Source organism: Pantoea sp. B65 (genome assembly GCF_047308185.1).
Classification (GTDB): Bacteria; Pseudomonadota; Gammaproteobacteria; order Enterobacterales; family Enterobacteriaceae; genus Erwinia.
On sequence record NZ_JAHXPU010000036.1, the window covers coordinates 388023 to 412508 of the forward strand.

At 55.3% G+C, this 24486-nt stretch carries 18 protein-coding genes and 1 pseudogene; 15 read left to right on the plus strand and 4 right to left on the minus strand.

What is annotated here, in order from left to right:
• The first annotated feature begins 90 nt into the window (after positions 1-90).
• Positions 91-570 carry an OsmC family protein gene (locus JWF83_RS16010; RefSeq protein ID WP_413651357.1) on the plus strand — a complete coding sequence of 160 codons (480 nt, stop codon included), beginning with the start codon at positions 91-93 and terminating at the stop codon, positions 568-570.
• 46 nt (positions 571-616) lie between these two features.
• Here the strand turns inward: JWF83_RS16010 and JWF83_RS16015 are convergent, their stop codons facing one another.
• The 3 genes from JWF83_RS16015 to icd form a co-directional block, all read right to left on the minus strand.
• Positions 617-850: a DUF1272 domain-containing protein gene (locus JWF83_RS16015; RefSeq protein ID WP_413651359.1), complete on the minus strand. Its 234-nt coding sequence runs from the start codon at positions 848-850 to the stop codon at positions 617-619.
• A gap of 313 nt (positions 851-1163) precedes the next feature.
• Entirely contained in the window at positions 1164-1604 is a 441-nt protein-coding gene (locus JWF83_RS16020; RefSeq protein ID WP_413651360.1) for a DUF805 domain-containing protein, read from the minus strand.
• 252 nt (positions 1605-1856) lie between these two features.
• Positions 1857-3107, minus strand: coding sequence for an NADP-dependent isocitrate dehydrogenase (gene icd / locus JWF83_RS16025; protein ID WP_413651362.1), 1251 nt, complete (start codon positions 3105-3107; stop codon positions 1857-1859).
• A 132-nt stretch (positions 3108-3239) separates the two neighbouring features.
• On the opposite strand from icd, the gene rluE reads away from it, so the two are divergent.
• The 8 genes from rluE to JWF83_RS16065 all read left to right on the plus strand — a co-directional run bounded on the left by rluE (position 3240) and on the right by JWF83_RS16065 (position 11215).
• Positions 3240-3872 (plus strand): 23S rRNA pseudouridine(2457) synthase RluE, encoded by a 633-nt coding sequence (rluE, locus tag JWF83_RS16030; RefSeq protein ID WP_413651363.1) that lies wholly within the window; start codon positions 3240-3242, stop codon positions 3870-3872.
• Positions 3873-3917: 45 nt separating this feature from the next.
• Positions 3918-4394: an NUDIX domain-containing protein gene (locus JWF83_RS16035; protein WP_413651365.1), complete on the plus strand. Its 477-nt coding sequence runs from the start codon at positions 3918-3920 to the stop codon at positions 4392-4394.
• A 38-nt stretch (positions 4395-4432) separates the two neighbouring features.
• Entirely contained in the window at positions 4433-5539 is a 1107-nt protein-coding gene (gene mnmA, locus JWF83_RS16040; RefSeq protein ID WP_413651366.1) for a tRNA 2-thiouridine(34) synthase MnmA, read from the plus strand.
• A 167-nt stretch (positions 5540-5706) separates the two neighbouring features.
• Entirely contained in the window at positions 5707-6348 is a 642-nt protein-coding gene (gene hflD / locus JWF83_RS16045; RefSeq protein ID WP_413651367.1) for a high frequency lysogenization protein HflD, read from the plus strand.
• Positions 6349-6399: 51 nt separating this feature from the next.
• Positions 6400-7770 carry an adenylosuccinate lyase gene (purB, locus tag JWF83_RS16050; protein ID WP_413651368.1) on the plus strand — a complete coding sequence of 457 codons (1371 nt, stop codon included), beginning with the start codon at positions 6400-6402 and terminating at the stop codon, positions 7768-7770.
• A gap of 115 nt (positions 7771-7885) precedes the next feature.
• Positions 7886-8554 carry a two-component system response regulator PhoP gene (gene phoP, locus JWF83_RS16055; protein WP_017801911.1) on the plus strand — a complete coding sequence of 223 codons (669 nt, stop codon included), beginning with the start codon at positions 7886-7888 and terminating at the stop codon, positions 8552-8554.
• Between the two features lie 2 nt (positions 8555-8556).
• Positions 8557-10017: a two-component system sensor histidine kinase PhoQ gene (gene phoQ, locus JWF83_RS16060; RefSeq protein WP_413651370.1), complete on the plus strand. Its 1461-nt coding sequence runs from the start codon at positions 8557-8559 to the stop codon at positions 10015-10017.
• Positions 10018-10090: 73 nt separating this feature from the next.
• Complete coding sequence (locus JWF83_RS16065; protein WP_413651371.1) at positions 10091-11215, plus strand: JmjC domain-containing protein; 1125 nt, start codon at positions 10091-10093, stop codon at positions 11213-11215.
• Positions 11216-11283: 68 nt separating this feature from the next.
• On the opposite strand, the gene pepT is transcribed toward JWF83_RS16065, so the two are convergent.
• Positions 11284-12510, minus strand: a complete 1227-nt coding sequence (gene pepT, locus JWF83_RS16070) for a peptidase T (RefSeq protein WP_413651373.1) — start codon at positions 12508-12510, stop codon at positions 11284-11286.
• A 177-nt stretch (positions 12511-12687) separates the two neighbouring features.
• On the opposite strand from pepT, the pseudogene JWF83_RS16075 reads away from it, so the two are divergent.
• The 6 genes and pseudogenes from JWF83_RS16075 to JWF83_RS16100 all read left to right on the plus strand — a co-directional run.
• A pseudogene (locus JWF83_RS16075) lies at positions 12688-12804 on the plus strand (GntR family transcriptional regulator); the annotation flags it as partial.
• A gap of 522 nt (positions 12805-13326) precedes the next feature.
• Positions 13327-15081, plus strand: a complete 1755-nt coding sequence (locus JWF83_RS16080) for a ShlB/FhaC/HecB family hemolysin secretion/activation protein (protein WP_413651375.1) — start codon at positions 13327-13329, stop codon at positions 15079-15081.
• Between the two features lie 11 nt (positions 15082-15092).
• Positions 15093-15608 (plus strand): toxin-activating lysine-acyltransferase, encoded by a 516-nt coding sequence (locus JWF83_RS16085; protein ID WP_413651376.1) that lies wholly within the window; start codon positions 15093-15095, stop codon positions 15606-15608.
• Between the two features lie 26 nt (positions 15609-15634).
• On the plus strand, positions 15635-23611 hold the full coding sequence (locus JWF83_RS16090; RefSeq protein WP_413651378.1) for a hemagglutinin repeat-containing protein: 7977 nt from the start codon (positions 15635-15637) through the stop codon (positions 23609-23611).
• Complete coding sequence (locus tag JWF83_RS16095; protein WP_413651380.1) at positions 23612-23872, plus strand: hypothetical protein; 261 nt, start codon at positions 23612-23614, stop codon at positions 23870-23872.
• Entirely contained in the window at positions 23869-24417 is a 549-nt protein-coding gene (locus JWF83_RS16100) for a hypothetical protein (RefSeq protein ID WP_413651382.1), read from the plus strand. Before JWF83_RS16095 ends, JWF83_RS16100 begins: the two co-directional genes overlap by 4 nt.
• Positions 24418-24486: the final 69 nt, after the last annotated feature.

Below are 24486 nucleotides of genomic sequence, written 5' to 3' on the forward strand. Positions count from 1 at the left end.
CCGCAGCAGTCTGTGATTTGTATCGATAGCGCGCCGGCAGCTGGTTATAATGATGTTCACTGAAGCAGCTATGCTGGCATGGAGCAAAAATTGAAACGTAAAAATCACGCTTATCACGTTGATGTGATCTGGAGTGGCAATACCGGTTCAGGCACCCGCAGTTATAAAGAATACAGTCGCGACCATCTGCTGCGCGCGGCGGGCAAACAGGATATTGCTGGCTCCTCCGATCCCGCCTTTCGCGGCGATCCCTCGCGCTGGAATCCGGAGGATCTGCTGGTCGGTTCCCTCTCCGCCTGTCATAAACTATGGTATCTGGGACTGTGCGCCGCATCAGGCGTTAACGTGCTGGCGTATGAAGACCATGCTGAAGGGATTATGGAAGAAGAAGCGGGCGGCGCGGGACAATTTATTCAGGTGACACTCAATCCTGCCATCACCATCAGTGCCGACTCCGATCCAGATGTCGCTATCGCGCTGCATCACAAAGCCCATGAAATGTGTTTTATTGCCCGCTCGGTTAATTTCCCGGTAGAGCATAACCCGACGATCGTGAAGTCCGGGGATTAACCCCGGCCTGGCGTGGATAGCGGTGATAGCAACAAGACGCGATGTCTTACTGGTACTGCTGCCCCACCCGTTGCGTTGATGCCGGAAAGCTGGCCAGTTTATTCGCCGGTCTGATCGGCCGGCGCACCAATTCACCGCCGCAATTGGGGCAGGCGCCCTGCAGATGCCCGTCACAGCAATCCACGCAAAAGGTGCATTCAAAAGAACATATTCTTGCTGATGGCGACTCCGGCGGCAAGTCTTTGTCACAGCTTTCACAATTAGGTCTTAGCTCCAGCATTTCATCTCTCCTCAACAGGCGGTAGACAGATAATTACGCCAGCGGCGCTATTTTACCAGTCCAGATTAAGACAATAACCGGTGGAAAAAGGACGATATGGCTAAAAGCCGAATGGGCGAAGTGACCCGATGCCAATTAACTAATATATCGCCATGTTATGCCTACCCCTCACTGATAGCCGCCTGTTCGTGCTGGCTAAAAGCGGCTATCTGGCAGAAGTGAACTTTGCTACCATCACATTGTGTTAATAATGTATGAGGGGCAGGTCATTTAGCCTTTCCAGCCCTGACTGGAAATTATTTCCTGAATAGATTCATATATTCGCATCTACAGAGTGGTTTTTACTGCTCTCTTGCTCATCGCCAAAACAGTTTCTTCCCTTAGTGCCACGGTAAAACAACAACCACACAGACATTGCGATACAAGAAAGAATAATCAGCGTGAGAAGTAATAGCCTCGCATCAATGTTATCGGTGATGCCGATAGCAATACCGAAGATAAATATCATTGAGTAAGGGAAAAACAGCCACCAGGCGGATTTGTTTAAATCATGTACGCGGCGGACAGACACAGCGATGCCTGGCATAAAAATAAGCAAGCCAAATATCCAATTAAAAACAGGAATAAAAGAAAAAACAGTAGATAACACCGTGTTTACAATAGTAAAAACAGAATATTCCTTGCGATTAGAACGCCCGGTGAAAGTGGCATATTTTCGGAAGCAATTGAGGTAACTTTCAATAATCGTATTCATACAATTCCTTATGTGATCTCTTCTCGTTAACCTGTGGTAAGGCTGAGAACGATTGAATAGTCATTTATGATACAGGCGCTGTTGCGTAACACATATACCATTGCGCTATTTTACGCGGTAGCGTCATGACGGTACATTTATTAACTCGTTTTTTTAGGGGGGATTTTGGCGGAGTTTTGGCAAAAGCAGATAAAACACCTGCGGCCAGCCGGAAATGACTTTTCCAACCGGCCGCAGGTGGGTGCAGCAATCTTACATATGCTTAATCATCGCATCGCCAAACTCTGAAGATTTCAGCAGTTTAGCGCCGTCCATCTGGCGTTCGAAATCGTAAGTCACGGTTTTCGCCGCGATAGCGCCTTCCATACCTTTCACGATCAGGTCGGCCGCTTCGAACCATTCCATATGACGCAGCATCATTTCTGCAGACAGGATGATTGAACCTGGGTTCACTTTATCCTGACCGGCATACTTCGGTGCGGTACCGTGGGTGGCTTCAAACAGCGCACACTCGTCACCAATATTAGCGCCCGGGGCAATACCAATACCGCCAACCTGTGCCGCCAGGGCATCAGAAATGTAGTCACCGTTCAGGTTCATACAGGCGATAACGTCATATTCGGCCGGACGTAACAGGATCTGCTGCAGGAAGGCATCGGCGATCACGTCTTTTACTACGATATCTTTGCCGGTATTAGGGTTTTTGATTTTCAGCCATGGGCCGCCGTCGATCAGCTCACCACCAAACTCTTCACGAGCCAGCTGGTAACCCCAATCTTTAAACGCACCTTCGGTGAATTTCATGATGTTGCCTTTGTGCACCAGGGTCAAAGAGTCACGATCGTTAGTGATCGCATACTCGATGGCCGCACGCACCAGACGTTTGGTTCCTGCTTCTGAACATGGCTTAATACCGATACCACACTGCTCAGGGAAACGGATTTTCTTCACACCCATTTCGTCTTTCAGGAATTTGATCACTTTGTCCGCTTCTGCAGAACCCGCTTTCCACTCAATACCCGCATAGATATCTTCTGAGTTTTCGCGGAAAATAACCATATCGGTATCTTCCGGACGTTTAACCGGGCTTGGCGTGCCCTGGTAGTAACGTACCGGACGCAGACAGATATAGAGATCAAGTTGCTGGCGCAGGGCAACGTTCAGAGAACGAATACCGCCACCGACCGGGGTGGTCAGCGGGCCTTTAATCGCCACGCGATATTCTTTAATCAGATCGAGGGTTTCTTCTGGCAGCCAGACATCCGGACCATAGAGCTGGGTAGATTTCTCGCCGGTATAGACTTCCATCCAGGAGATTTTTCGCGCGCCGTTGTAGGCTTTCTGCACAGCGGCATCAACCACTTTGATCATCACTGGTGAAACATCAATCCCAATACCATCACCTTCAATAAAAGGAATGATCGGGTTATTGGGTACAACCAGTTTTCCCTGATCCAGGGTGATTTTTTGACCTTCCGCCGGAACAACTACTTTGCTTTCCATTAACCTCTCCTTCGAGCGCTTTTTTGTTAATGACTTGTAAGATGCGCGTCAATACTACTCGAATATTAACTCCGCGCCAATCACCACAGGTTTTGCGTTATAATGCGCTAATTGTCATAAACTGCAAAGACCATGCGTAAAACTCCTGTTAAAAATCACCGCGTTAAACGATTCAGCCATACCGCTGCGACTCCACGAGCCACTCAAGGCCCGCGCCGGGTGCTGGTTTTTAATAAACCTTTTGATGTGCTGCCCCAGTTCACCGACGAGGCCGGACGCCCTACTTTGCAAAATTTTATTCCGGTTTCCGGCGTATATGCCGCAGGTCGTCTCGACCGCGACAGCGAAGGGTTAATGGTGCTGACCAATGATGGCGCGCTGCAGGCCAGGCTGACGCAGCCGGGTAACAACAGCGGTAAAATCTATTATGTCCAGGTTGAAGGGGCGCCCGCAGAGCAGGATCTGCAGCCGCTGCGTAACGGGGTTACGCTGAAAGATGGCCCGACCCTGGCGGCGGGTGTTGAACTGGTCGCGGAACCGGCATGGCTATGGCCACGTCATCCACCGATTCGTGAACGCCGGGCGATTCCTACCCGCTGGCTGAAAATAACGCTGTATGAAGGCCGTAATCGCCAGGTACGGCGTATGACGGCGCATATCGGCTTCCCGACGCTGCGCCTGATTCGTCAGGCCATCGGCACGTTACAGCTGGGGGATCTGCAGCCCGGCGAATGGCGTGATATCACCGCTGAATTTAACGGCTAAAAGCGCTGACATCGTTAGCCACAGCCTAATCATTATGGAGAAACCATGTTCAAACCGCATGTTACCGTCGCCTGTGTGGTGCACGCAGAAGGTCAGTTGCTGGTAGTGGAAGAGACCATTGACGGCGTGGCCACCTGGAATCAACCGGCGGGACACCTGGAGGCGGATGAAACCCTGATCCAGGCCGCCGAACGCGAGTTGTACGAAGAGACCGGCATTCAGGCGTCGCCGCAGTGGTTACTGCGGATTCATCAGTGGATTGCGCCCGATAACACGCCGTTTCTGCGCGTGCTTTTCGCCCTCGATTTGCCCTCCCGGCTTGCCACCGCGCCACAGGATAGCGATATTGACCGTTGCTGGTGGCTGCCGCCTGAGCAGATCCTGCAGGCGGACAATTTACGCTCACCGCTGGTAGCAGAAAGCGTGCGTCTCTGGCAGAGCGCTGAACGCTATCCGCTGAGCGTGTTACAGGCGTTTCAATGGCCGTTTTGCGAGGGTGCGCCCGCCCGCGACGCGTGCTAGAATACGCCGCTTGTTTTATTCCTTATCGTGAGTACGTGATGTCTGACAACAGCCAGAAAAAAGTGATCGTCGGGATGTCCGGCGGCGTCGACTCTTCCGTTTCCGCCTGGTTACTGCAACAGCAGGGCTATCAGGTCGAAGGCCTGTTTATGAAAAACTGGGAAGAAGATGATGGTGAGGAGTACTGCACCGCTGCTGAAGATCTGGCTGATGCGCAAGCGGTCTGCGACAAACTGGGGATGCGCCTGCATAAGGTGAACTTCGCCGCTGAGTACTGGGATAATGTGTTCGAACATTTCCTTGAAGAGTATAAAGCAGGCCGGACGCCAAACCCGGATATCCTGTGCAATAAAGAGATTAAGTTTAAAGCCTTCCTTGAGTTTGCCGCAGAAGATCTTGGCGCCGATTTCATTGCCACCGGCCACTATGTGCGCCGCCAGGACGTGGACGGAAAAAGCCAGCTGCTGCGTGGTCTCGACGGCAATAAAGATCAGAGCTATTTCCTCTATACCTTAAGCCATCAGCAGGTGGCGCAAAGTCTGTTCCCGGTTGGCGAACTGGAGAAACCGGAAGTCCGCCGCATTGCGGAACAGCTGGATTTGATCACCGCCAGGAAAAAAGACTCTACCGGTATCTGTTTTATCGGCGAGCGCAAATTCCGCGACTTTTTAGGCCGCTACCTGCCGGCGCAGCCGGGCGCGATTGTCACCACTGAGGGGCAGACCGTCGGCGAACACCAGGGGCTGATGTATCATACCCTTGGTCAGCGCAAAGGGCTGGGCATTGGCGGCATGAAAGAGAGCAACGACAATCCATGGTATGTGGTGGACAAAGATGTCCCCCGTAACCTGCTGGTGGTGGCGCAGGGCGCCAGCCATCCGCGTCTGATGTCGGTCGGCCTGATTGCCCGCCAGCTGGACTGGGTGGATCGTGAGACCCTGCGTGAACCGTTGCGCTGCGTGGTGAAAACCCGCTACCGTCAGGCGGATATTCCTTGCCTGATCACGCCGCTCGACGACGATGGTATTGAAGTCCGTTTTGACGAACCTGTTGCCGCGGTTACCCCCGGCCAGTCAGCCGTCTTTTATCTGGGTGATGTCTGCCTCGGCGGCGGCATTATTGAAGAGCGCTTACCGCTACTGTAGGGGCGGCATTTATGCCGCCCGTGCAAAAAATTGGCAATGTACATATTGGCGGCATTTATGCCGCCCGTGCAAAAAATTGGCAATGTACATATTGGCGGCATTTATGCCGCCCGTGCTAACGATTTGCCTGGCATGTAAGAAGCGCCGACGCGTAAACAGGAGTCACCGTGGCTAAGAATTATTACGATATTACATTAGCGATGGCTGGCATTTGCCAGTCGGCGCATCTGGTGCAGCAACTGGCGCATCAGGGACATTGCGACAGCGAAACGCTGCAAGTTTCGCTGCAAAGTTTACTCGATTTAAATCCGGCTTCGACCCTGGCGGTGTATGGTAATCACGAAGCCAACCTGCGCCTCGGTCTGGAAAGCATGCTGGCGATCCTTAACACCAACACCCGGCAGGGGCTCGGCGCCGAACTGACGCGTTATACCCTGAGTCTGATGGTGCTGGAGCGCAAGCTGAATAGTAATAAATCGGCGCTGGATGAACTGTCGCGGCGCATCTCCCAGCTTGACCGCCAGCTGGCGCATTATGATCTGGCGTCTGACACCATAATGAGCGCCATGGCGGCGATTTATGTCGATGTGATCAGCCCGCTCGGACCGCGTATTCAGGTTACCGGCTCACCGGCGGTGTTGCAGAATACCCAGATTCAGAGCAAAGTGCGCGCCACCCTGCTCGCAGGCATTCGTTCTGCGGTGCTGTGGCAGCAGGTTGGCGGTGGCCGCCTGCAGTTAATGTTTTCCCGCAATCGCCTTGCTGGCGAGGCAAAAAGAATTTTAGCCAATATCAGCCCGGCCGAATAGCGCCGGGTTGTTCAGCCCAATACCTTGTTAAACGATCCAGGAGTTGCACTGATGGAATTATCCTCTCTGACCGCCGTCTCACCTGTCGATGGTCGTTACGGCGACAAAGTCAGCCCGCTGCGCGCTATTTTCAGCGAATACGGTTTGCTGAAGTTCCGCGTTGAGGTTGAAGTTCGCTGGTTACAGAAACTGGCCGCGACCGCAGAGATCAAGGAAGTTCCTGCATTTGATGCCGACGCAAACGCTTACCTTGACGCCATTGTCGCCAATTTCACTCAGGATGACGCCGCGCGTATCAAAACCATCGAGCGCACCACCAACCATGATGTCAAAGCGGTTGAATACTTTCTGAAAGAAAAAGTCGCCGCGGTGCCCGCCCTGCATGCCGTATCGGAGTTTATCCACTTCGCCTGTACTTCAGAAGATATCAACAACCTGTCGCACGCACTGATGCTGGAAACCGCGCGCCGCGATGTGGTAGTGCCGTACTGGCAGCAACTGATTGCCGCAGTGAAAGACCTGGCGCAGCAGTATCGCGATATCCCCCTGCTCTCGCGTACCCATGGTCAGCCCGCCACCCCGTCGACCTTAGGCAAAGAGATGGCGAACGTGGCGTACCGTATGGAGCGTCAGCTACGTCAGCTGGAGCGCATTGAAGTGCTGGGTAAAATCAACGGCGCGGTCGGCAACTACAACGCGCATATTGTTGCCTACCCGGAAGTTGACTGGCATCAGTTGAGTGAAGCCTTTGTCACCTCGCTGGGTATCACCTGGAACCCCTATACCACGCAGATTGAACCGCACGACTATATTGCCGAGCTGTTTGACTGTATGGCGCGTTTTAACACCATCCTGATCGATTTCGATCGCGATGTCTGGGGGTATATCGCCCTAAGCCACTTTAAGCAGAAAACCATTGCCGGTGAGATTGGCTCTTCCACCATGCCGCATAAAGTTAACCCGATTGACTTCGAAAACTCTGAAGGCAACCTCGGTCTGGCCAACGCCGTGATGCAGCACCTGGCCAGCAAACTGCCGGTATCCCGCTGGCAGCGCGACCTGACCGACTCGACGGTACTGCGTAACCTCGGCGTTGGCGTCGGTTATGCGTTGATCGCCTATCAGGCCACGCTGAAAGGTATCTCCAAACTGGAAGTGAACCGCGACCATTTGCTGGATGAGCTGGATCATAACTGGGAAGTGCTGGCGGAGCCGATTCAGACCGTGATGCGTCGTTACGGTATCGAAAAGCCTTATGAGAAGCTGAAAGAGTTAACGCGCGGCAAACGCGTTGATGCGGCAGGTATGCAAACCTTTATCGACAGCCTGGCGCTGCCGGAAGAGGAAAAAATCCGCCTGAAGCAGATGACGCCGGCTAACTATATTGGACGCGCTATTCAGATGGTTGACGATCTGAAATAATCCCTGACGGGCCGGCGCAAGTCGGCCTGTGTTAACCTCTGGTTTAGCTGCCTTAACCTATACTCAGCACATTAATCATATTTTCTTCATTTAGCCTGAGATAAAGGAAATTCCTATGCGCGTGTTGGTTGTGGAAGACAATGCCCTGCTGCGTCATCACCTGGCAGTACAACTGCGGGATATGGGACATCAGGTTGATGCCGCGGAAGATGCCAAAGAAGCGGACTATTTTCTCAATGAACATACCCCGGATATCACCCTGGTTGATTTAGGTTTACCCGATGAAGACGGTATGACGCTAATCCGCCGCTGGCGTACCCAGGAAGTCAAACAACCGATCCTGGTACTCACCGCCCGCGATGGCTGGCAGGCCAAAGTCGCCGCGCTGGAAGCCGGTGCTGATGACTATGTCACCAAGCCATTCCATATTGAAGAGGTGGTGGCGCGGATGCAGGCATTGATGCGCCGTAACAGCGGCCTTGCCTCGCAAATTATCACCCTGCCGCCGTTTCAGGTCGATCTCTCGCGTCGTGAACTGACCATCAATGAACAACAAATTAAACTGACGGCCTTTGAATACACCATTATCGAAACACTGATCCGCAATAACGGCAAAGTCGTCAGTAAAGATTCACTGATGCTGCAACTCTATCCCGATGCTGAACTGCGTGAAAGCCATACGATTGATGTATTAATGGGGCGTCTGCGTAAGAAGATCCTCGCGGAATATCCGCAAGATGTGATCACTACTGTTCGCGGTCAGGGCTACCGCTTCGACCTCTGAGTATGTCGCTGCTGCGTCGTTTTATCCCTTACTCCCTGCGCGCACGTTTTTTACTGGCTACCGCTGCGGTGGTGCTGGTGCTGTCACTCTCCTACGGTATGGTGGCGGTGGTTGGCTACGTGGTGAGCTTTGACAAAAATACCTATCGGGTGATGCGCGGCGAGAGCAATCTGTTTTTTACGCTGGCGCAATGGCAGGACAATAAGCTGTCCATCGCTCAGCCGGAGCGGATGACGCTCAACTTCCCGACGCTGGTGTTTATCTATGACGAGCGCGGCCACCTGCTGTGGCAACAGCGTGATGTGCCGGAAATTCGCCGCAAGATTAAACCTGAGTGGCTGAAAAAACCCGACTTCTACGAAATCGATACCAATAACAGTACCAGCCGCGAAGCGCTGGGCAATAACCAGGATGCTCAGAGCAGGCTGCATGCCTACGACGATGACGGCAGCAGTGTCTTTACCCACTCCGTGGCGGTCAACCGCTACGACGCCACCACCAACCTGCCTGCGCTGACCATTGTGGTGGTGGACTCCATTCCGCAAGAGCTGCAACAGTCGGATATGGTGTGGGTATGGTTCAACTATGTCTTACTGGTTAACCTGCTGCTGGTGATCCCGCTATTATGGCTGGCCGCCCACTGGAGTCTGCGACCGATTGGCGAGCTGGCGGCGCAGGTACGCGAGCTGGAAACCGGCAGCCGCGAGACGCTCGATCCCTGGCCGCCGCAGGAGCTGCGCAGCCTGGTACGAAACCTTAATTTATTGCTGGATAACGAACGCCAGCGCTATACCCGCTACCGCACCACTCTGTCGGATCTCGCGCACAGCCTGAAGACGCCGCTTTCCGTGCTGCAAAGCACCCTACGCTCACTGCGCGGCAACAAAAACTGGTCGATTGAACAGGCAGAACCGCTGATGCTGGAACAAATCAGCCGCATCTCGCAGCAGATTGGCTATTATCTGCATCGCGCCAGCATGCAGGCCGATCATAATCCGCTTAAGCGTGAACTGCATTCGGTATCGGCGCTGCTCGACAGCCTCTGCTCGGCGCTGAATAAAGTTTACCAGCGTAAAGGCGTCTCGCTGTCGCTCGATCTGTCGCCGGAAATCACCTTTGTTGGCGACCCGACCGACTTTATGGAAGTGATGGGCAATGTGCTGGATAACGCCTGCAAATATTGTCTGGAATTTGTTGAGATCTCCGCACGTCAGACGGATAACGCCCTGCATTTATTGGTTGATGATGATGGCCCGGGCATTCCGGAAAGTAAGCGCGATTTGATCTTTCTGCGCGGTCAGCGCGCCGATACCATGCGCCCCGGTCAGGGTTTAGGCCTGGCGGTGGCGCGTGAAATTCTTGAACAATATGATGGTGATATTCTCACCGACACCAGTGAACTGGGCGGCGCGCGTATGGAGGTAGTGTTCCAGCGTCAGGAAGTGGTGCATAACGGCGAATAGAGAAAGCGCCACTGCAACTTCAGATACTAAGGTATATACTTCCTGCAAATTACCGCCTGAACTGGAATGTCATATGGATTATCATCTCGATATTAACTGGCCCGATTTTATACAGCGCTACTGGCAAAAACGCCCGGTGGTGCTGAAACGCGGCTTTAAAAACTTTGTCGATCCCATCTCTCCCGATGAACTGGCCGGTCTGGCGATGGAAAATGAAGTCGACAGCCGTATCGTCAGCCATCAGGATGGTAAATGGCAGGTCAGTCACGGCCCCTTTGAAAGCTATGACCACTTAGGCGAAAACAACTGGTCGCTGCTGGTACAGGCGGTGGATCACTGGCATGAGCCTTCCGCTGCGCTAATGCGTCCGTTCCGCTTTCTGCCTGACTGGCGCATTGATGATCTGATGATCTCCTTCGCGGTGCCGGGCGGCGGCGTAGGGCCCCATTTTGATCAATATGATGTGTTTATTGTGCAGGGCACCGGCCGCCGCCGCTGGCGGGTTGGCGAGAAGCTGCCGCTGAAACAGCACTGCCCGCATCCCGATCTGCTTCAGGTTGAGCCGTTTGACGCCATTATCGATGAAGAGCTGGAACCTGGCGATATTCTCTATATTCCGCCGGGTTTCCCGCATGAGGGTTACTCGCTGGAAAATGCCATTAACTATTCGATTGGCTTCCGCGCCCCAAGCGGGCGTGAACTGATTAGCGGCTTTGCCGATCACGTACTGGCGCGGGAACTGGGCAGCTATCGCTTTAGCGACCCGGATATCGCCGCGCGCGATCGCCCGGCAGATATCCTGCCAGAGGAGATCGAGGGTATCCGCCAGATGATGGTGGATGTGATTAATCAGCCAGAACACTTTGAACAGTGGTTTGGCGAATTTATTTCACAGTCGCGTCATGAACTGGATGTGGCGCCGCCGGAGCCGCCGTATCAGCCGGATGAAATTTACGACGCGCTGCAGCACGGCGATAAGCTGACGCGTCTTGGCGGGCTGCGGGTACTGTGCATCGGTAAGGCGGTATTTATCAACGGTGAACAACTGGAGAGCGCGCACAGTGAAGCTCTGGCCGCACTGGCTAATCAGCTGACGCTGGGGCTGGACGCCTTTGGCGCGGCGCTGGACGACCCGTCATTTCTTGCCCAGCTGGCCGCACTGGTCAACAGCGGCTACTGGTATTTCGGCGACGAATAATAGCAGGACCGATAAATGGCGTACGGGCGGCAGCAATGCCGCCCGTGTTAATCCTCTGCCGCCGGTGGCTATTTACGTACCGCCGCCAGTTCAGCAATGCGCATAATCACGGCGACCGCCTTCTCCATATTATCCAGCGAAGCAAACTCATGCTTGCCGTGGTAGTTATAACCACCGGTAAAGATATTCGGGCAAGGCAGTCCCTTAAACGACAGGCTGGCGCCATCGGTACCACCACGAATCGGTTTAACTTCTGGCTCAATATCGCAATCGCGCATCGCCTGCAGGGCCAGCTCGATAATATACGGATGGGCTTCCACTTTCTCGCGCATATTGTAATAGCTGTCTTCCAGTGTCACTTCAATCGCGCAATTCGCCGCTAACCCTCTGCCCAGCCGTTTACCAATATCCTGCAGCGTTTTTTTACGCGCCGCAAAATTGTCCGCATCAAAATCCCGCACAATATAGTGCAGTTCGGCACGTTCAACGCTGCCTTTAATCTGATGCAGATGATAAAAGCCCTCGTAACCGGAGGTGTGTTCCGGCGTTTCATGCGGCGGAATTTCCGCATGAAAGCGCATCGCCAGCTCCAGCGCATTCACCATCACACCTTTAGCGGTGCCCGGGTGAACATTATTACCGGTAATTTTCACCGTCGCCGAAGCGGCATTAAAGTTCTCAAACTCAAACTCACCGACGCCGCCGCCATCCATGGTATACGCCCAGTCGGCGCCAAAACCGGCCACATCAAAGTGGACGGTGCCTTTACCAATCTCTTCATCCGGGGTAAAAGCGACACAGATCTTACCGTGCGGCTTACTGCCCTGCGCCAGTCGCGCCATGGCGGTCATAATCTCAGCCACACCGGCTTTATCATCAGCGCCGAGCAGGGTTTTACCGTCGGTGGTGATCAGCGTATGCCCGGTCAGCTGATGCAGCACCGGAAACATTACCGGCGACAGTATCTCTTCCCCACTACCCAGCGCGATATCGCCGCCGCGATAATTTTCCACAATCTGCGGATTGACATTTTTTGCCGTAAAATCGGGCGACGTATCCATATGCGCAATAAAACCGATCGCCGGGGTTGGCCAGTCAACATTTGACGGCAAGCTGGCCATCACGCAGCCATATTCACTCAGCGTGACATCCTGAAAACCCAGTTCCCGCAACTCGTTCTGCAGCACTTCCGCCAGCCGCGATTGCCCGTCGGTACTGGGAACCTGACGGGCATGACTTTTTGATTGCGTATCGTAAGAAACGTAGTTTAAAAAGCGATCGAGTAATCTGTCCATCTGTCGTCCCTCTGAGTGCCTGCGGTTATTATGGTGAGCCTTGATGGTGAAAGTATTGCGTAAGGTCATAACCGGCTTACGTTAGTAACGATTTATCAGAGTAATTGTAGTGGCTATAACCAAAGTAACCGATGTTACAGGCTATACTGTGGCGATCTTCCGCCCTGAGAGTTCAGTATGAAGAAAAAAGAGTTTGTGACGCAGGATCTGCTGAGCAAAATTTATCAGCAAAACTCGCCGCAACTGCACAAATTGCCGCCGGAACGTCAGCTGGCGGAAGAGTATGGCGGCAGCGGTAAACCAATTATTCAGCGGGTTGGCGGCACGGACGATATTAATAAAGTCTGGCACTGCATGACACTGCTGCTGGTAGGGAAAAATAACCGCGGCTGAACCACCCGCGCCGGGCGGTGGTGGCGACACCCGGCTTAACCCCTGGCGGGAGCGCGTCGAACCGCCAGGCCAGGCGCGCCGTTTCGCTGCTTTGGTTATTAATATTCACCCATCAGCTGATGACAGAAAGTTACAATAGTAAGATTTACTTAACTGACACTCTTTTCCTTGCGGCGCGTTATCTGCTAAGAGATAGACTCCCCCTTCGACAACCACCCAATTAAACCAATACTATCAATAAGATATAACAAAACCATCATAACATCATCCCGCTAAACCGCCCCACCCTCCGGTCAAGTCAGCTGTTTTTTGGTAAGTTTTTGGTAAAGAAACGGCAGTTTTGAGACAAATCTTAGCAATAAAATTGTTAACGTATGTGGCTTCAAACCGGGCCAATAACAAATCAATAATCAGGATCACCCCATGCCAAGGATTGCGTCATTCTCTGACGGAAAAATACCTGCACGCTTTAGTCAGCTGGCACTATTTGTTTTATTCAGCAGCGCAATAAACACCCAGGCCGCAGAGAGTTTAGTGACGCAAGCGGCGGTTCAGGCCACACCTGAACGTTTAAATGAACAACAAAATATTAATCAGCAGGAGCGTCAGCGCGCCGTAGAGCAGCAACTGGCGCCGCACACCCCGGATGTGCGTCTGCAAACCCCTGCGTCCTTTTTCACCCGGCTGCAATTCCCGCAGGAACAGAACTGTTTTGTGCTCAATGATATTCAGCTGGAGGGAAAAAACGATTTTCCTTCCTGGCTACATATCCCGTTGCAGCAGCTGGCCAGCCAGGCGCGCGGCCACTGTCTCGGCGGCCAGGGCATTAACCTGCTGATGAGTGCCCTGCAAAACCGCCTGATTGATCATGGTTTTGTCACTTCCCGCGTGATGGCTCCGCCGCAAAATTTAAAAAGCGGCACCCTGCGCATTGCGCTGATCCCGGGGAAAACCCGCCATATCCGGCTCAGCAAACAGAGTGAACGCTATGTGCAGCTGTACACAGCCCTGCCTGCGCGCGCAGGCGAGATGCTGGATCTGCGCGATATTGAACAGGGTCTGGAGAATCTGCAACGCGTGCCGACGGTACAGGCCGATATGGCGATTATTCCCGGCGAGCAACCGGGTGAAAGTGATATTGAAGTCAGCTGGAAGCAACAGAAACACTGGCGTCTTGGCGCCTCGCTGGATGATTCCGGTACGAAGACCACCGGTCGTTATCAGGGAGGGCTGACGCTGTATATCGATAACCCATTCTCGCTTAGCGATCTGTTTTATATCTCTGGCGGTCACGACTTGCAGCCCGGCAGCGAAAAAGGCAGTAAAAGCTATCTGGCGCACTATTCCGTGCCCTTTGGTTACTGGATGGCCGGGGTTACCGCCAGTGGCTATGACTATAACCAGAATATCGCCGGTCTGAACGAAGACTATCGCTACAGCGGTAACAGCGAAAACCTTAATTTCCAGCTGAGCCGCGTATTGCACCGCAGCGGCAGTCAGAAAACCTCAATGAGCTATGAGATCCTGACGCGCGAATCACAGAACTTTGTTAACGATACCGAGGTCGATGCGCAACGTCGTAAAACCAGCGCCTGGCGCCTGGGAGTGCAACATCGCCACTATTTCGGCAGCACCACCTTTGACGCTGCAGCCAGTTACCAGCGCGGCACCCGCTGGTTTGGCGCGATTCCGGCACAAGAAGAGTATTTCGATGAGGGCACTGCGCTGGCGAAAATCTACCAGATCAATGCGCAGCTGGACGTGCCGTTTAATCTCTTCGACCACGCTTTCCGCTACAACGTGCAGTATCTGCGCCAGCTCAGTCATACCCGTTTAACCCCCCAGGATCAGCTATCCATCGGTAATCGCTGGACGGTACGCGGCTTTGACGGCGAGCGTACCCTTACCAACGATAACGGCTGGTTTGTGCGTAACGATCTTGCCTGGCGTACCCCGGTGCCAAATCAGGAACTCTATCTCGGCGCCGATTACGGTGAAGTCAGCGGTGGCGGCAGTGAACAGCTGCCGGGCAAACATCTGGCGGGCGGCGTGATCGGTATCCGTGGCAATGCCTTCACCGTCGGCTATGACCTGTTTGCCGGCGTGCCGTTCTCCAAACCTGACGGTTTCGCCACCAGCCCGGTCACCCTCGGCTTTAACCTCAGCTGGCAGTACTAAGGAGCCACGCGATGAAAATTCCGGTGAATGATTTTCAGCTGACTGCGCCGATGCTGGGCGGTCAATTCAGTGAAGCGGAAGCGCTCGGCGCCGCGGTATGGCTGTGGATGCACTCTGCGCAGCATCGCGATATTCCCCTCAGTGTGCTGCCGACCCTGCTGCTGCCGGCAATTAAACATCACCAGTTTGCGATTGCCAGTCGCAACGATCGGCCACTGTTTTTCCTTAGCTGGGCATGGATGGATGAAGTGGCCGAACAGCGCTACCTCACCGGCCCGGGCATTCTGGTGCAACCTGAGGACTGGACCAGCGGTAATCGCCTGTGGCTACGCGACTGGGTGGCGCCTTTTGGCGAGCAACAGGCATTACGCCGGCTGGTTGGCAGCACCCTATTCCCCCATCTATGTGGCCGCGCGCTCTGGCACCGCGGCGCCGAACGCGGACAACGCGTGATGCAGTTTCGTGGCGATGACGTCACCCTGCAGCAATTCAGACACTGGCAGCAGAACACGCCGCTGGTCGGCTAGTCGCACTTTTTGAATGGATAACTCCTGTGAATAAGAACCTGTATCGCGTCATTTTTAACCGGGCTCGTGGCCTGCTGATGGTGGTTGCAGAAATCAACCGGGGCCAGGGCAAAAGCAGCCGCGCCCCTGGTGCCGGCCATACCCTGAGTCAACTGATCGGCCGCATCTCGCCTGTCGCCTTCTTCACCATGGCGGTAACGGGTATGGTCACGCTGGCGCCAACGGCGCTGGCGGCCGGTATTGTCGCCGACAAAGGCGCCGCTGCCGCTCAGCAGCCCACCATTATGCAGAGCGCCAATGGCACGCCGCAGGTTAATATTCAGACACCGAGCGCTGGCGGTGTTTCCCATAATAAATACACCCAATTCGACGTCGCTCAGCAAGGTGCGATCCTCAATAACGCCCATAGCCAGGTACAGACGCAGCAAGGGGGCTGGGTCGCCGGCAATCCATGGCTGGCGAAAGGCGAAGCGAAAGTGATTCTCAACGAGGTTAACTCGCGCGATCCGAGCAAACTTAACGGTTATATCGAAGTCGCCGGTCGTCAGGCGCAGGTGGTGATCGCTAACCCGGCGGGTATCACCTGCGACGGTTGCGGTTTTATTAACGCCAACCGCGGCACGCTGACCACCGGCAAGCCGCAGCTGGAGAACGGCGAACTGCGGGGTTATCGCGTCGGCAACGGTGAAATCGTGGTGCAGGGCCGCGGCATGGACAGCAGCCGCCAGGATTACACCGATCTGATTGCCCGCACGGTTAAAGTCAACGCCGGGATCTGGGCGAAAGATCTGCAGGTCACCACCGGGCGTAACCAGGTTTCCGCCGACCAGCAGGCCATTAGCGCCAGCGCCGACGACGGCAGCGCTAAACCGCAGCTGGCGATTGATGTGGCCCAGCTGGGCGGTATGTATGCCGGTAAAATCCGGCTGGTGGCGACGGAACAGGGCGTTGGCGTCAGCAATAAAGGCAATATCGGCTCACAGGCGGGGAATATCACCCTTAACGCCAATGGCGATATCGTCAACAGCGGCACCGTCAGTGCCGGGCAGGATCTGCAACTCAGCGGCAAACAGCTTGATAATAGCGGCCTGATTGCCGCCAAAGCGAATACCAGTCTGCGTGCTGACAGTATCAGCAACAGTAAAAATGCGGCGCTGGTGGCCGGGATCAACAGTGATGGCAGCCTGGCGAATCACGGTGATTTAACGCTGACCAGCAGCGGTAAACTGATAAGTCACGGGCAGAATCTGGCCGGGGGCAAACTAACCGCCAGCGCCAGTCATCTGGATCTGAGTAACAGTGAGACCAGCGCGCAGAGTGCCAGCCTCAGCAGCCAGAGCGAGATGATTAATGACCATGCGCTGCTGCAAACCAGCGGCGATCTGCAGCTTACCGCCGCCGGTAAACTCAGCAACAATGGCGGCACCGTCGCCGCCAAATCACTCCGTCTGACCACGCCGCAGCTCAGCAATCGCGCGGGAAGCATACTGCAAACCGGCGACAGCGAACTGCTGCTCAGCAGTAACAGCATTGACAACCAGAGCGGCCAGATTGCCAGTAACGCCACGACGATGACGCTGCAGGCCGATAGCCTGAACAATCAGCAAGGCAACATTGTTGCCGCCAGCGACGGTTCCCTCAACCTGAGGGTAAACGCTGAGCTGAATAATCAGGGCGGTACGCTGGCGGCGGCGAAAAACCTTACCAGCACCAGCGCCACGCTGCTTAACAGCGCTGGCAGCCTGTCGGCGCTAAAGGGCGATCTGCAGGTCAGCAGCGCGCAGTTACTGGATAACAGCGCCGGACGTCTGGAATCCACCGGCGATATCGCCCTGCGCGCCAACGAGATCAATAACCAGAGTGGTGTAATAGTCGGCGCCGGCGTGGCAGTCAGCAGCGCAAGCTTTCGCAATCAGCAAGGCACCCTGCTCGCCAATCAGGGGCTGGTACTGGATGCTGCCAGCCTGGATAACCGTAGCGGTAGCCTGTTGTCGGCCAGCGATAGCACAATTCGCGCCACAAACCTTGATAACAGCCACGGTCAGCTGCTGAGCGAAGGCAATTTGAGCGTGGCTGGCGATGAAGTCAGTAACCAGCAAGGTCAGATGCAGACCAGCAACAACCTGCTGGTGAATGTTGTCGGTAGCTTAAATAACACCCTCGGACTGTTGCGCGGCGGCGCCGCGCTAACCCTGAAGGCCGCATCGTTGCTTAACAGCCAGACCAGCGGTGACGATCAGGGGGTGCAGGGTAAAGATCTGCACATTACCAGCGCACAGATTGATAATCAGCAGGGAAAACTGGCGGCATCCAACGATCTGACCATTGCCAGCAGTCAGTTGAACAATACCCAGGGGCAGATTTCCGCCAGCGGGCAACTGACCCTCGATCAGACGGATAATACCCTCGCTCGCAGCAGCAGCAGCGATCTGAATATCAGTAACCACGGCGGGCGGCTGATTGCCGGCCAGCAGCTGACTTACCGCGGACGCGAGATTAGCGGCAGCGGTGAAATCCTGTCGCTCGGTAATATGGATCTGCGCTTTGCCGACGGCTTCAGCAACGGCGGCAAGACGCTGGCGAATGGCGATCTGACGCTGACGGTTAACCATGCGCTGACTAACAGCGCACTACTGGCGGCGGGCGGCCTGCTTAATGTCCGGGCGGGCAATATCGATAACCAGGCAAGCGGCGAGTTAAGCGGCCAGCGCACCACCCTGACCGCTGGCGATACGCTGACCAATCGCGGTCTGATCGATGGGGTACTGACCACCCTGGTTGCCAGTACCCTGAACAATATTGGCAGCGGTCGCCTGTATGGCGATGGCCTGGCAATCAGTGCCGCCACCCTGAATAACCTCGCCGAAAATGGTCAGAGTGCGACCCTGGCCGCCCGTCAGCGTCTGGATATTGGCGTGGGTACGCTAAATAACAGCGGCCACTCGCTGATTTACAGCGATGGCGATATGGCGATCGGCGCTGCGCTTGACGCTAATCAGCAGGCCAGCGGCAAAGCCGGAGTGATTAATAATCACAGCGCCACCATTGAGTCCGCAGGCAATATGGCACTCAGCTTTGGCACCCTGAACAACATTAACGATAACTTTGCCACCGCGATGGTGCAGCTCACCCGGGAGCAGATCAGCGAATATATGGTGGTCGATCTGAACAATGGCGTGCACTACAGTCCGGACGACTACAACATCAGCTTCTATAAAGATGAAGTGCGCCATATTTGCATCGAAGGGGTGGTTTGCGGGCGCGACCATTATTACGAGTACAACTATACCCGGACCATCAGTGAACAGCAGATCACGCAAAGCGATCCGGGGCAGATCCTCGCGGGGGGATCGCTGACGCTCTCCGGCGATAAGGTACTGAACGATAAAAGCCGGATTATTGCCGGTGGCGATCTGGTGACCGCCGGGGTTGGCGAGATTGAAAACAGTGAAGTGGCCGGCCAGCGTCTGACGGAAAAAAGCGGTCAGGTTATTGAATGGGATCGTATCCATAAAAAGGGCAGCGACAGTCAGAAACACCGCGCATCCGCTTATACCCCGCCGACGGAAATTCAGTCAATTACGCTGCAACCCGGCGTAATACAGGCCAATACGCAGGTTACCGGCAGCGCGCCGGCACTGAATAACTTCACCGCCAGTCAGGTTAGCGGCGGCCTGGCGCATACCGCTGACTTTAACGCCCTGCCCGCTGGCCAACGAATTGAAGTCAACGGCAACGCCGACGATGTCGTGCGCTCAATGGTACCGAATAGCGCACTGCCGGCCGGTAGTCTGTTTACCACCCTGCCCGATGCCAGCAGTCACTACCTGATTGAAACCGATCCCCGCTTTACCAATCAGAAAAGCTGGCTCAGCTCCGACTATATGCTCAGCCAGCTCGCCCTCGATCCGGACCAGACGCAGAAACGTCTCGGGGATGGTTTCTACGAGCAGCGACTGATCAGGGAGCAGATTGTCGAACTGGTCGGCCAGCGTTACCTCGCTGATTACCATAGCGATGAAGATCAGTACAAAGGCCTGATGGAAGCCGGTGTCAGCTTTGCCAGAGAGTTTAACCTGGTGCCTGGCGTTGCGCTGACGGCTGAGCAAATGGCGCAGATCACCAAAGATATGGTATGGCTGGTGGCGCGCGAGGTGGCGATGCCGGACGGCTCAACGCAGAAAGTACTGGTACCGCAGGTGTATACCCAGGTTAAGTCAGGTGATATTGATGGCAGCGGCGCCCTGCTGGCCGCGAAGAATGTCAGCCTCGGCCTGAGCGGCGGCATGCTTAACAGCGGGCGCATCAGCGCCAGCCAGCTGGTCACGATCTCCGGCGACAATATCGTTAATGTCGGCGGTACCATCGCGGCAAAATCCGTGGCGCTGCAAGCCGGTAATGACGTGATTAACAACGGCGGTATTATCCGCGCCAGCGATACACTCATGGTGGATGCCGGTCGCGATATCAGCGTCGCTTCGAATACCGTCCATGCAGAAAGCCAGAATGGCGGCAACCGCTTCACCAGTGACAATATTGATCGGGTGGCGGGTCTCTATGTACAGGTTGACAATGGCAAACTGTTGTTGCAGGCAGGGCGTGATGTCAATCTGCAGGCAGCTCAGGTCGTGACTTCCGGCGTCAACAGCCAGACCGTGGTCAGCGCCGATCACGATATAAACCTGAGCAGTCTCACCACCGGCAGTAGTGATCAGGTGATCTGGGATAATGATAACCATCTCAGCCAGACGCGCTCCCGGGTGACAGGCAGCGAACTGACCAGCACTGGTGGTATCGCGCTGACCGCCGGCAATAATGTTACTGCGCGCGCAGCGAAGCTCAATGCCGGTGAGCAACTGAGCCTGGCGGCAGGTGGCGATATTACGCTGGGCAGCGCCAGCAGTCAGGAGTCGCTGGATATGCACGCCAAAACTAAAGGTTCAGGTTTCCTCTCCTCTTCAACCAAAACCACCCGCGTCGGTTATGACGCCACGCTGGCGCATGGCAGCAGCCTCGGCGGGGAAAATATCGCGATTTCCGCCGGACACGATATTGCAGTGGTGGGTAGCGATCTGGCGGCCAGCCAGGATCTGACGATGCGCGCCGGTAACGATTTAAATGTCAGCGCCGCGGAAGAGCATCGTGACAGTTGGTCGCTGAAGAAAACCACCAAATCAGGTCTGATGAGCAGCGGCGGTATTGGTTTCAGCGTGGGTTCGGTAAAAGAAAAATCCACCGAAGATAGCGCCAAACTGACGCAGAGCAAGAGTACGCTCGGCAGCGTGGCGGGCGATACCAGTCTGGTCGCCGGTAATCATATCGCCATCCAGGGTTCTGACGTTATCGCCGGGAATGATATCAATATGGTGGCGAAAAATATCACGCTGGATGCCGCCGCTAACCAAACCACCACTGACTCGACCTATGAACGCTCGCAGAGCGGCCTGACGCTGGCGCTTTCCGGCGCGGTCGGCAGCGCTATCAATGCCGCGGTCGCCAGCGCACAGCAGGCGGAGGATCAGCAGGATGGCCGTATGGCGCAGTTGCAAACGGTGAAGAGCGCCCTCTCCGGCGTGCAGGCAGCCCAGGCGATGATACTGGCGGCACAAAATACCACTGACCAGAATGCCATTGGCGTCAGTCTGTCACTCAGCACCTCGAAATCGAAAAATGAGGCGCACCGCGAGCAGACTGAAGCCTTCGGCAGCGCGCTGCAGGCCGGCAATAATATCAATCTGTTGGCTACCGGCTCTGACAACAGCGGCAGCGATGGCGATATCACCCTCGGCGGCAGCAAGCTGCAGGCGGGAAATGACATCCTGTTGTCCGCCAATCGCGATATTAATCTGCTGTCGGCAGCCAACACCGGGTTGCAGAGCGGGAATAACAGCAGCAGCGGTGGCGGCGTGGGGATCAGTATCGGCGCCGGCCAGGGTGGCGCGGGGATCAGTATCTTTGCCAATGTCAGTAAAGGTTCCGGCAATGAGAACGGCACCAGCATCAGCCACAGCGAGACCACGCTGGATGCCGGTAATAATCTGACAATCAATAGCGGACGCGATACCACTCTGCGCGGCGCGCAGCTCAGTGCCGATCGGGTGCTGGCGAATGTTGGCCGTAATATGACGCTGCAGAGTGAGCAGGACAGCGACCGTTATGATTCAAAGCAGCAGAACAGCAGCGCGGGCGCCAGCTTTACCTTTGGCTCAATGACCGGCAGTGTCAGCGCCAGCGTCACGAAAGATAAGATCCACAGTAATTACGATAGCGTGCAGGAACAGACCGGTATTTTTGCCGGCGACGGCGGGTTTGCTATCCGTGTCGGAAATCATACCCAGCTGGATGGCGCCGTGATTGGCAGTAGCGCCAGCGCCGATAAAAACCGTCTGGACACCGCGACGCTCGGTTTCAGCAATATTGAGAACAGCGCCGCGTATCAGGTGTCGCACACCAGCGTCGGCATCAGCACCAGCGGCCTCGGCGCGCAGGATCTGCTGAAAAATGCGGTGCAAAACCTTGCGGCGAATGGTTTAGGCATGGATGGCAACGATGGCAATGCCTCGGGGACCACCTATGCCGCCATTTCGCAGGGGATGATCACCGTGCGCGATGGCGCGCATCAGCAGCAGGACATCAGCCAGCTCAGCCGCGATGTGGAACATGCGAATCAAAGTATCAGTCCGATCTTTGATAAGGCGAAAGAGCAGCAGCGTCTGAGTAAACTACGCCTGATGGGCGAAATCGTTAACCAGGGGGTCAGTATTACCCTGACCCAGGGCGAGATCCTCGCCAACAGCGCCGGGATTCAACAGGCCGGTGAGTGGGACGAAAGTAAAGAGACGCGGAAAGAGTACTGGGAACGGGTAAAAGACACCGATGCCTATCAAAACATTGACGACCAGTATAAAGCCGGCGGCGATTTGGATCGCGGCATCCGCGCCGCGGCAGCGGCGGTAACCGCCCTCGCGGGCGGCGATCCGGCAAAAGCGCTGGCCGCCGGCGCCGCGCCTTATATGGCAGGGGTAGTCAAAGGCATGACGGTAGGTTTTGATCAAACGCCAGGTGCCGGACAGATTGCCGCCAATGCTATCGGCCACGCGCTGCTGGGCGGCGTGGTGGCCGAGCTGTCAGGTACCAATGCGGCAGCCGGGGCGATTGGCGCCGCCAGTGGCGAGCTGGCTGCGCGTGCGATTCGCGAATACCTCTACCCGGGGAAAAGCACTGAAGATTTACAGCCCGCTGAGCGCAGCAAAATCAGTAATCTGGCTTCGCTGGCTGGCGCGCTGGCCGCCGGTCTGGCCAGCGATAGCTCTGCGGGCGCAGTAACCGGCCATGATGCCGGTAAGAACGCGGTGGATAATAACGATCTGCTGCCACCAGGCCTGATGTCCTGGGGGGCCGGGGCATCCTCGCTGGCAAAATATGAAACTGCGCAAGGTAAAACGCCGGAGCAGGTCAGTGAGGCGGTGCGTATCTACAGCCGCGGCACCATACCGGAAGGCCAGGACGCGGCGAAAGGCTTACTGCAGGCCTGGGGCTTCTTTATGGGCAACGCATTGACGCTCGGCGGCGGTTCAGCCGTTTCCGGCAGCGCCGTCGCGCTAAGCGGACTGGTTGGCGGCGCAGCGAATGTCAACAATCAGTATCTGACGATGAAGCCCGGCGAAAGCTTAAGCTACACTGACGCCATTCTTGCCACCGGCATCAGCGCCATTACTACCGGTAAAAGCTTTATTGCCACGCAGGTATGGGGGATGAGCGGCGCTTATGTTGGCAGCAAGATCAAGGGCGAGGACGCCACCGGCGCGGTGACCGGTGCCGGCGTCGGCAATGTGGCTGGCAAGCTAACGGCCATCACCATTGAGAGCGCAACGAAAAAAGTCCTGCCAGCACCCGCAGCCGAATTATTAGGCAGCGTGGCTGGCTCAATGACCTCCGAAGCATCGGGTTCGGGGATTCAGAAAGCGATTGATAAACAACCGCAACAGACCCAGGGGAAATAAATGACCGCCAGTGAAAAACCGAGTGTCAGATATCTGCTGCTGTTGATCGGCTGCTGTGTCTGCGCGATGTTCTGCACTATCGCGCTGGTCGAGCTGGGAATATGGCTCTACTACCGGCTGATTTTAGCGATACCGTCGGGCATGAGCTGGCAGTTATCGCTGATGAAATCATTGCGCAGCGCAGTGGCGGTTGGTCCGATTGCCGGGCTTGGCGTCTGGCTGCATGCATGGCTGGCATACCGGGAAGGAAAGAAAAAATGAACCGATTACTGCGTGTCACCAGCCTGTTGGCCGCGCTGGGCGCCAGCGGCTGCGCCATTATGCCTCATAACAGCTTTTTTACGCCGCCAGCGCAAACTGCCGATGCGCCCTGGGTGCGGGTGGTGGATAACACCGAACAGACCAGTATCTGGCAAACCATTGATGGCCAGCGGCGCGGCGGTTTAATCCGCGCCAGTGAATGGGTGCTGCAAAATACCCGGGATGGCGGAATGCCAAAAGTGGCCGGAGAGAAATACAATATCGATTATTATGAAACGCCGCTGGTTGCCGGCGTGGAAACCGCGATTGAAAATGTCTATGTCAGGGATAACAACCAGTGTCTGATTTCCACGCGTTTCGTTGCGGAAGCGGGTAAGAAATATCAGTTCCGCCTGGAGGCCGATACCCTGCACTACCGTTGTCTGGCCCACGCTGATGAGATAGTGCAGGACAGCAATGGCATGTGGATACTGAAGCCGCTGGCGGCCGTACGCTACAGCGGCAAAGAGGGCAGTGGCTGGCACAAGATGCATAGCAGCCGGTAATTTCTGCCAGCGGATATGGGCGGAATATAGATGTGTACCAGCAGCGTCGGAGTCATAATCGTGCAAGCC

Excerpts from the sequence above, each read along its gene's own strand:
- JWF83_RS16015 (WP_413651359.1), bottom strand. The coding sequence starts at position 850 with ATGCTGGAGCTAAGACCTAATTGTGAAAGCTGTGACAAAGACTTGCCG.
- JWF83_RS16020 (WP_413651360.1), bottom strand. The coding sequence starts at position 1,604 with ATGAATACGATTATTGAAAGTTACCTCAATTGCTTCCGAAAATATGCC.
- icd (WP_413651362.1), bottom strand. The coding sequence starts at position 3,107 with ATGGAAAGCAAAGTAGTTGTTCCGGCGGAAGGTCAAAAAATCACCCTG.
- rluE (WP_413651363.1), top strand. The coding sequence starts at position 3,240 with ATGCGTAAAACTCCTGTTAAAAATCACCGCGTTAAACGATTCAGCCAT.
- JWF83_RS16035 (WP_413651365.1), top strand. The coding sequence starts at position 3,918 with ATGTTCAAACCGCATGTTACCGTCGCCTGTGTGGTGCACGCAGAAGGT.
- mnmA (WP_413651366.1), top strand. The coding sequence starts at position 4,433 with ATGTCTGACAACAGCCAGAAAAAAGTGATCGTCGGGATGTCCGGCGGC.
- purB (WP_413651368.1), top strand. The coding sequence starts at position 6,400 with ATGGAATTATCCTCTCTGACCGCCGTCTCACCTGTCGATGGTCGTTAC.
- phoP (WP_017801911.1), top strand. The coding sequence starts at position 7,886 with ATGCGCGTGTTGGTTGTGGAAGACAATGCCCTGCTGCGTCATCACCTG.
- phoQ (WP_413651370.1), top strand. The coding sequence starts at position 8,557 with ATGTCGCTGCTGCGTCGTTTTATCCCTTACTCCCTGCGCGCACGTTTT.
- JWF83_RS16065 (WP_413651371.1), top strand. The coding sequence starts at position 10,091 with ATGGATTATCATCTCGATATTAACTGGCCCGATTTTATACAGCGCTAC.
- pepT (WP_413651373.1), bottom strand. The coding sequence starts at position 12,510 with ATGGACAGATTACTCGATCGCTTTTTAAACTACGTTTCTTACGATACG.
- JWF83_RS16080 (WP_413651375.1), top strand. The coding sequence starts at position 13,327 with ATGCCAAGGATTGCGTCATTCTCTGACGGAAAAATACCTGCACGCTTT.
- JWF83_RS16085 (WP_413651376.1), top strand. The coding sequence starts at position 15,093 with ATGAAAATTCCGGTGAATGATTTTCAGCTGACTGCGCCGATGCTGGGC.
- JWF83_RS16095 (WP_413651380.1), top strand. The coding sequence starts at position 23,612 with ATGACCGCCAGTGAAAAACCGAGTGTCAGATATCTGCTGCTGTTGATC.
- JWF83_RS16100 (WP_413651382.1), top strand. The coding sequence starts at position 23,869 with ATGAACCGATTACTGCGTGTCACCAGCCTGTTGGCCGCGCTGGGCGCC.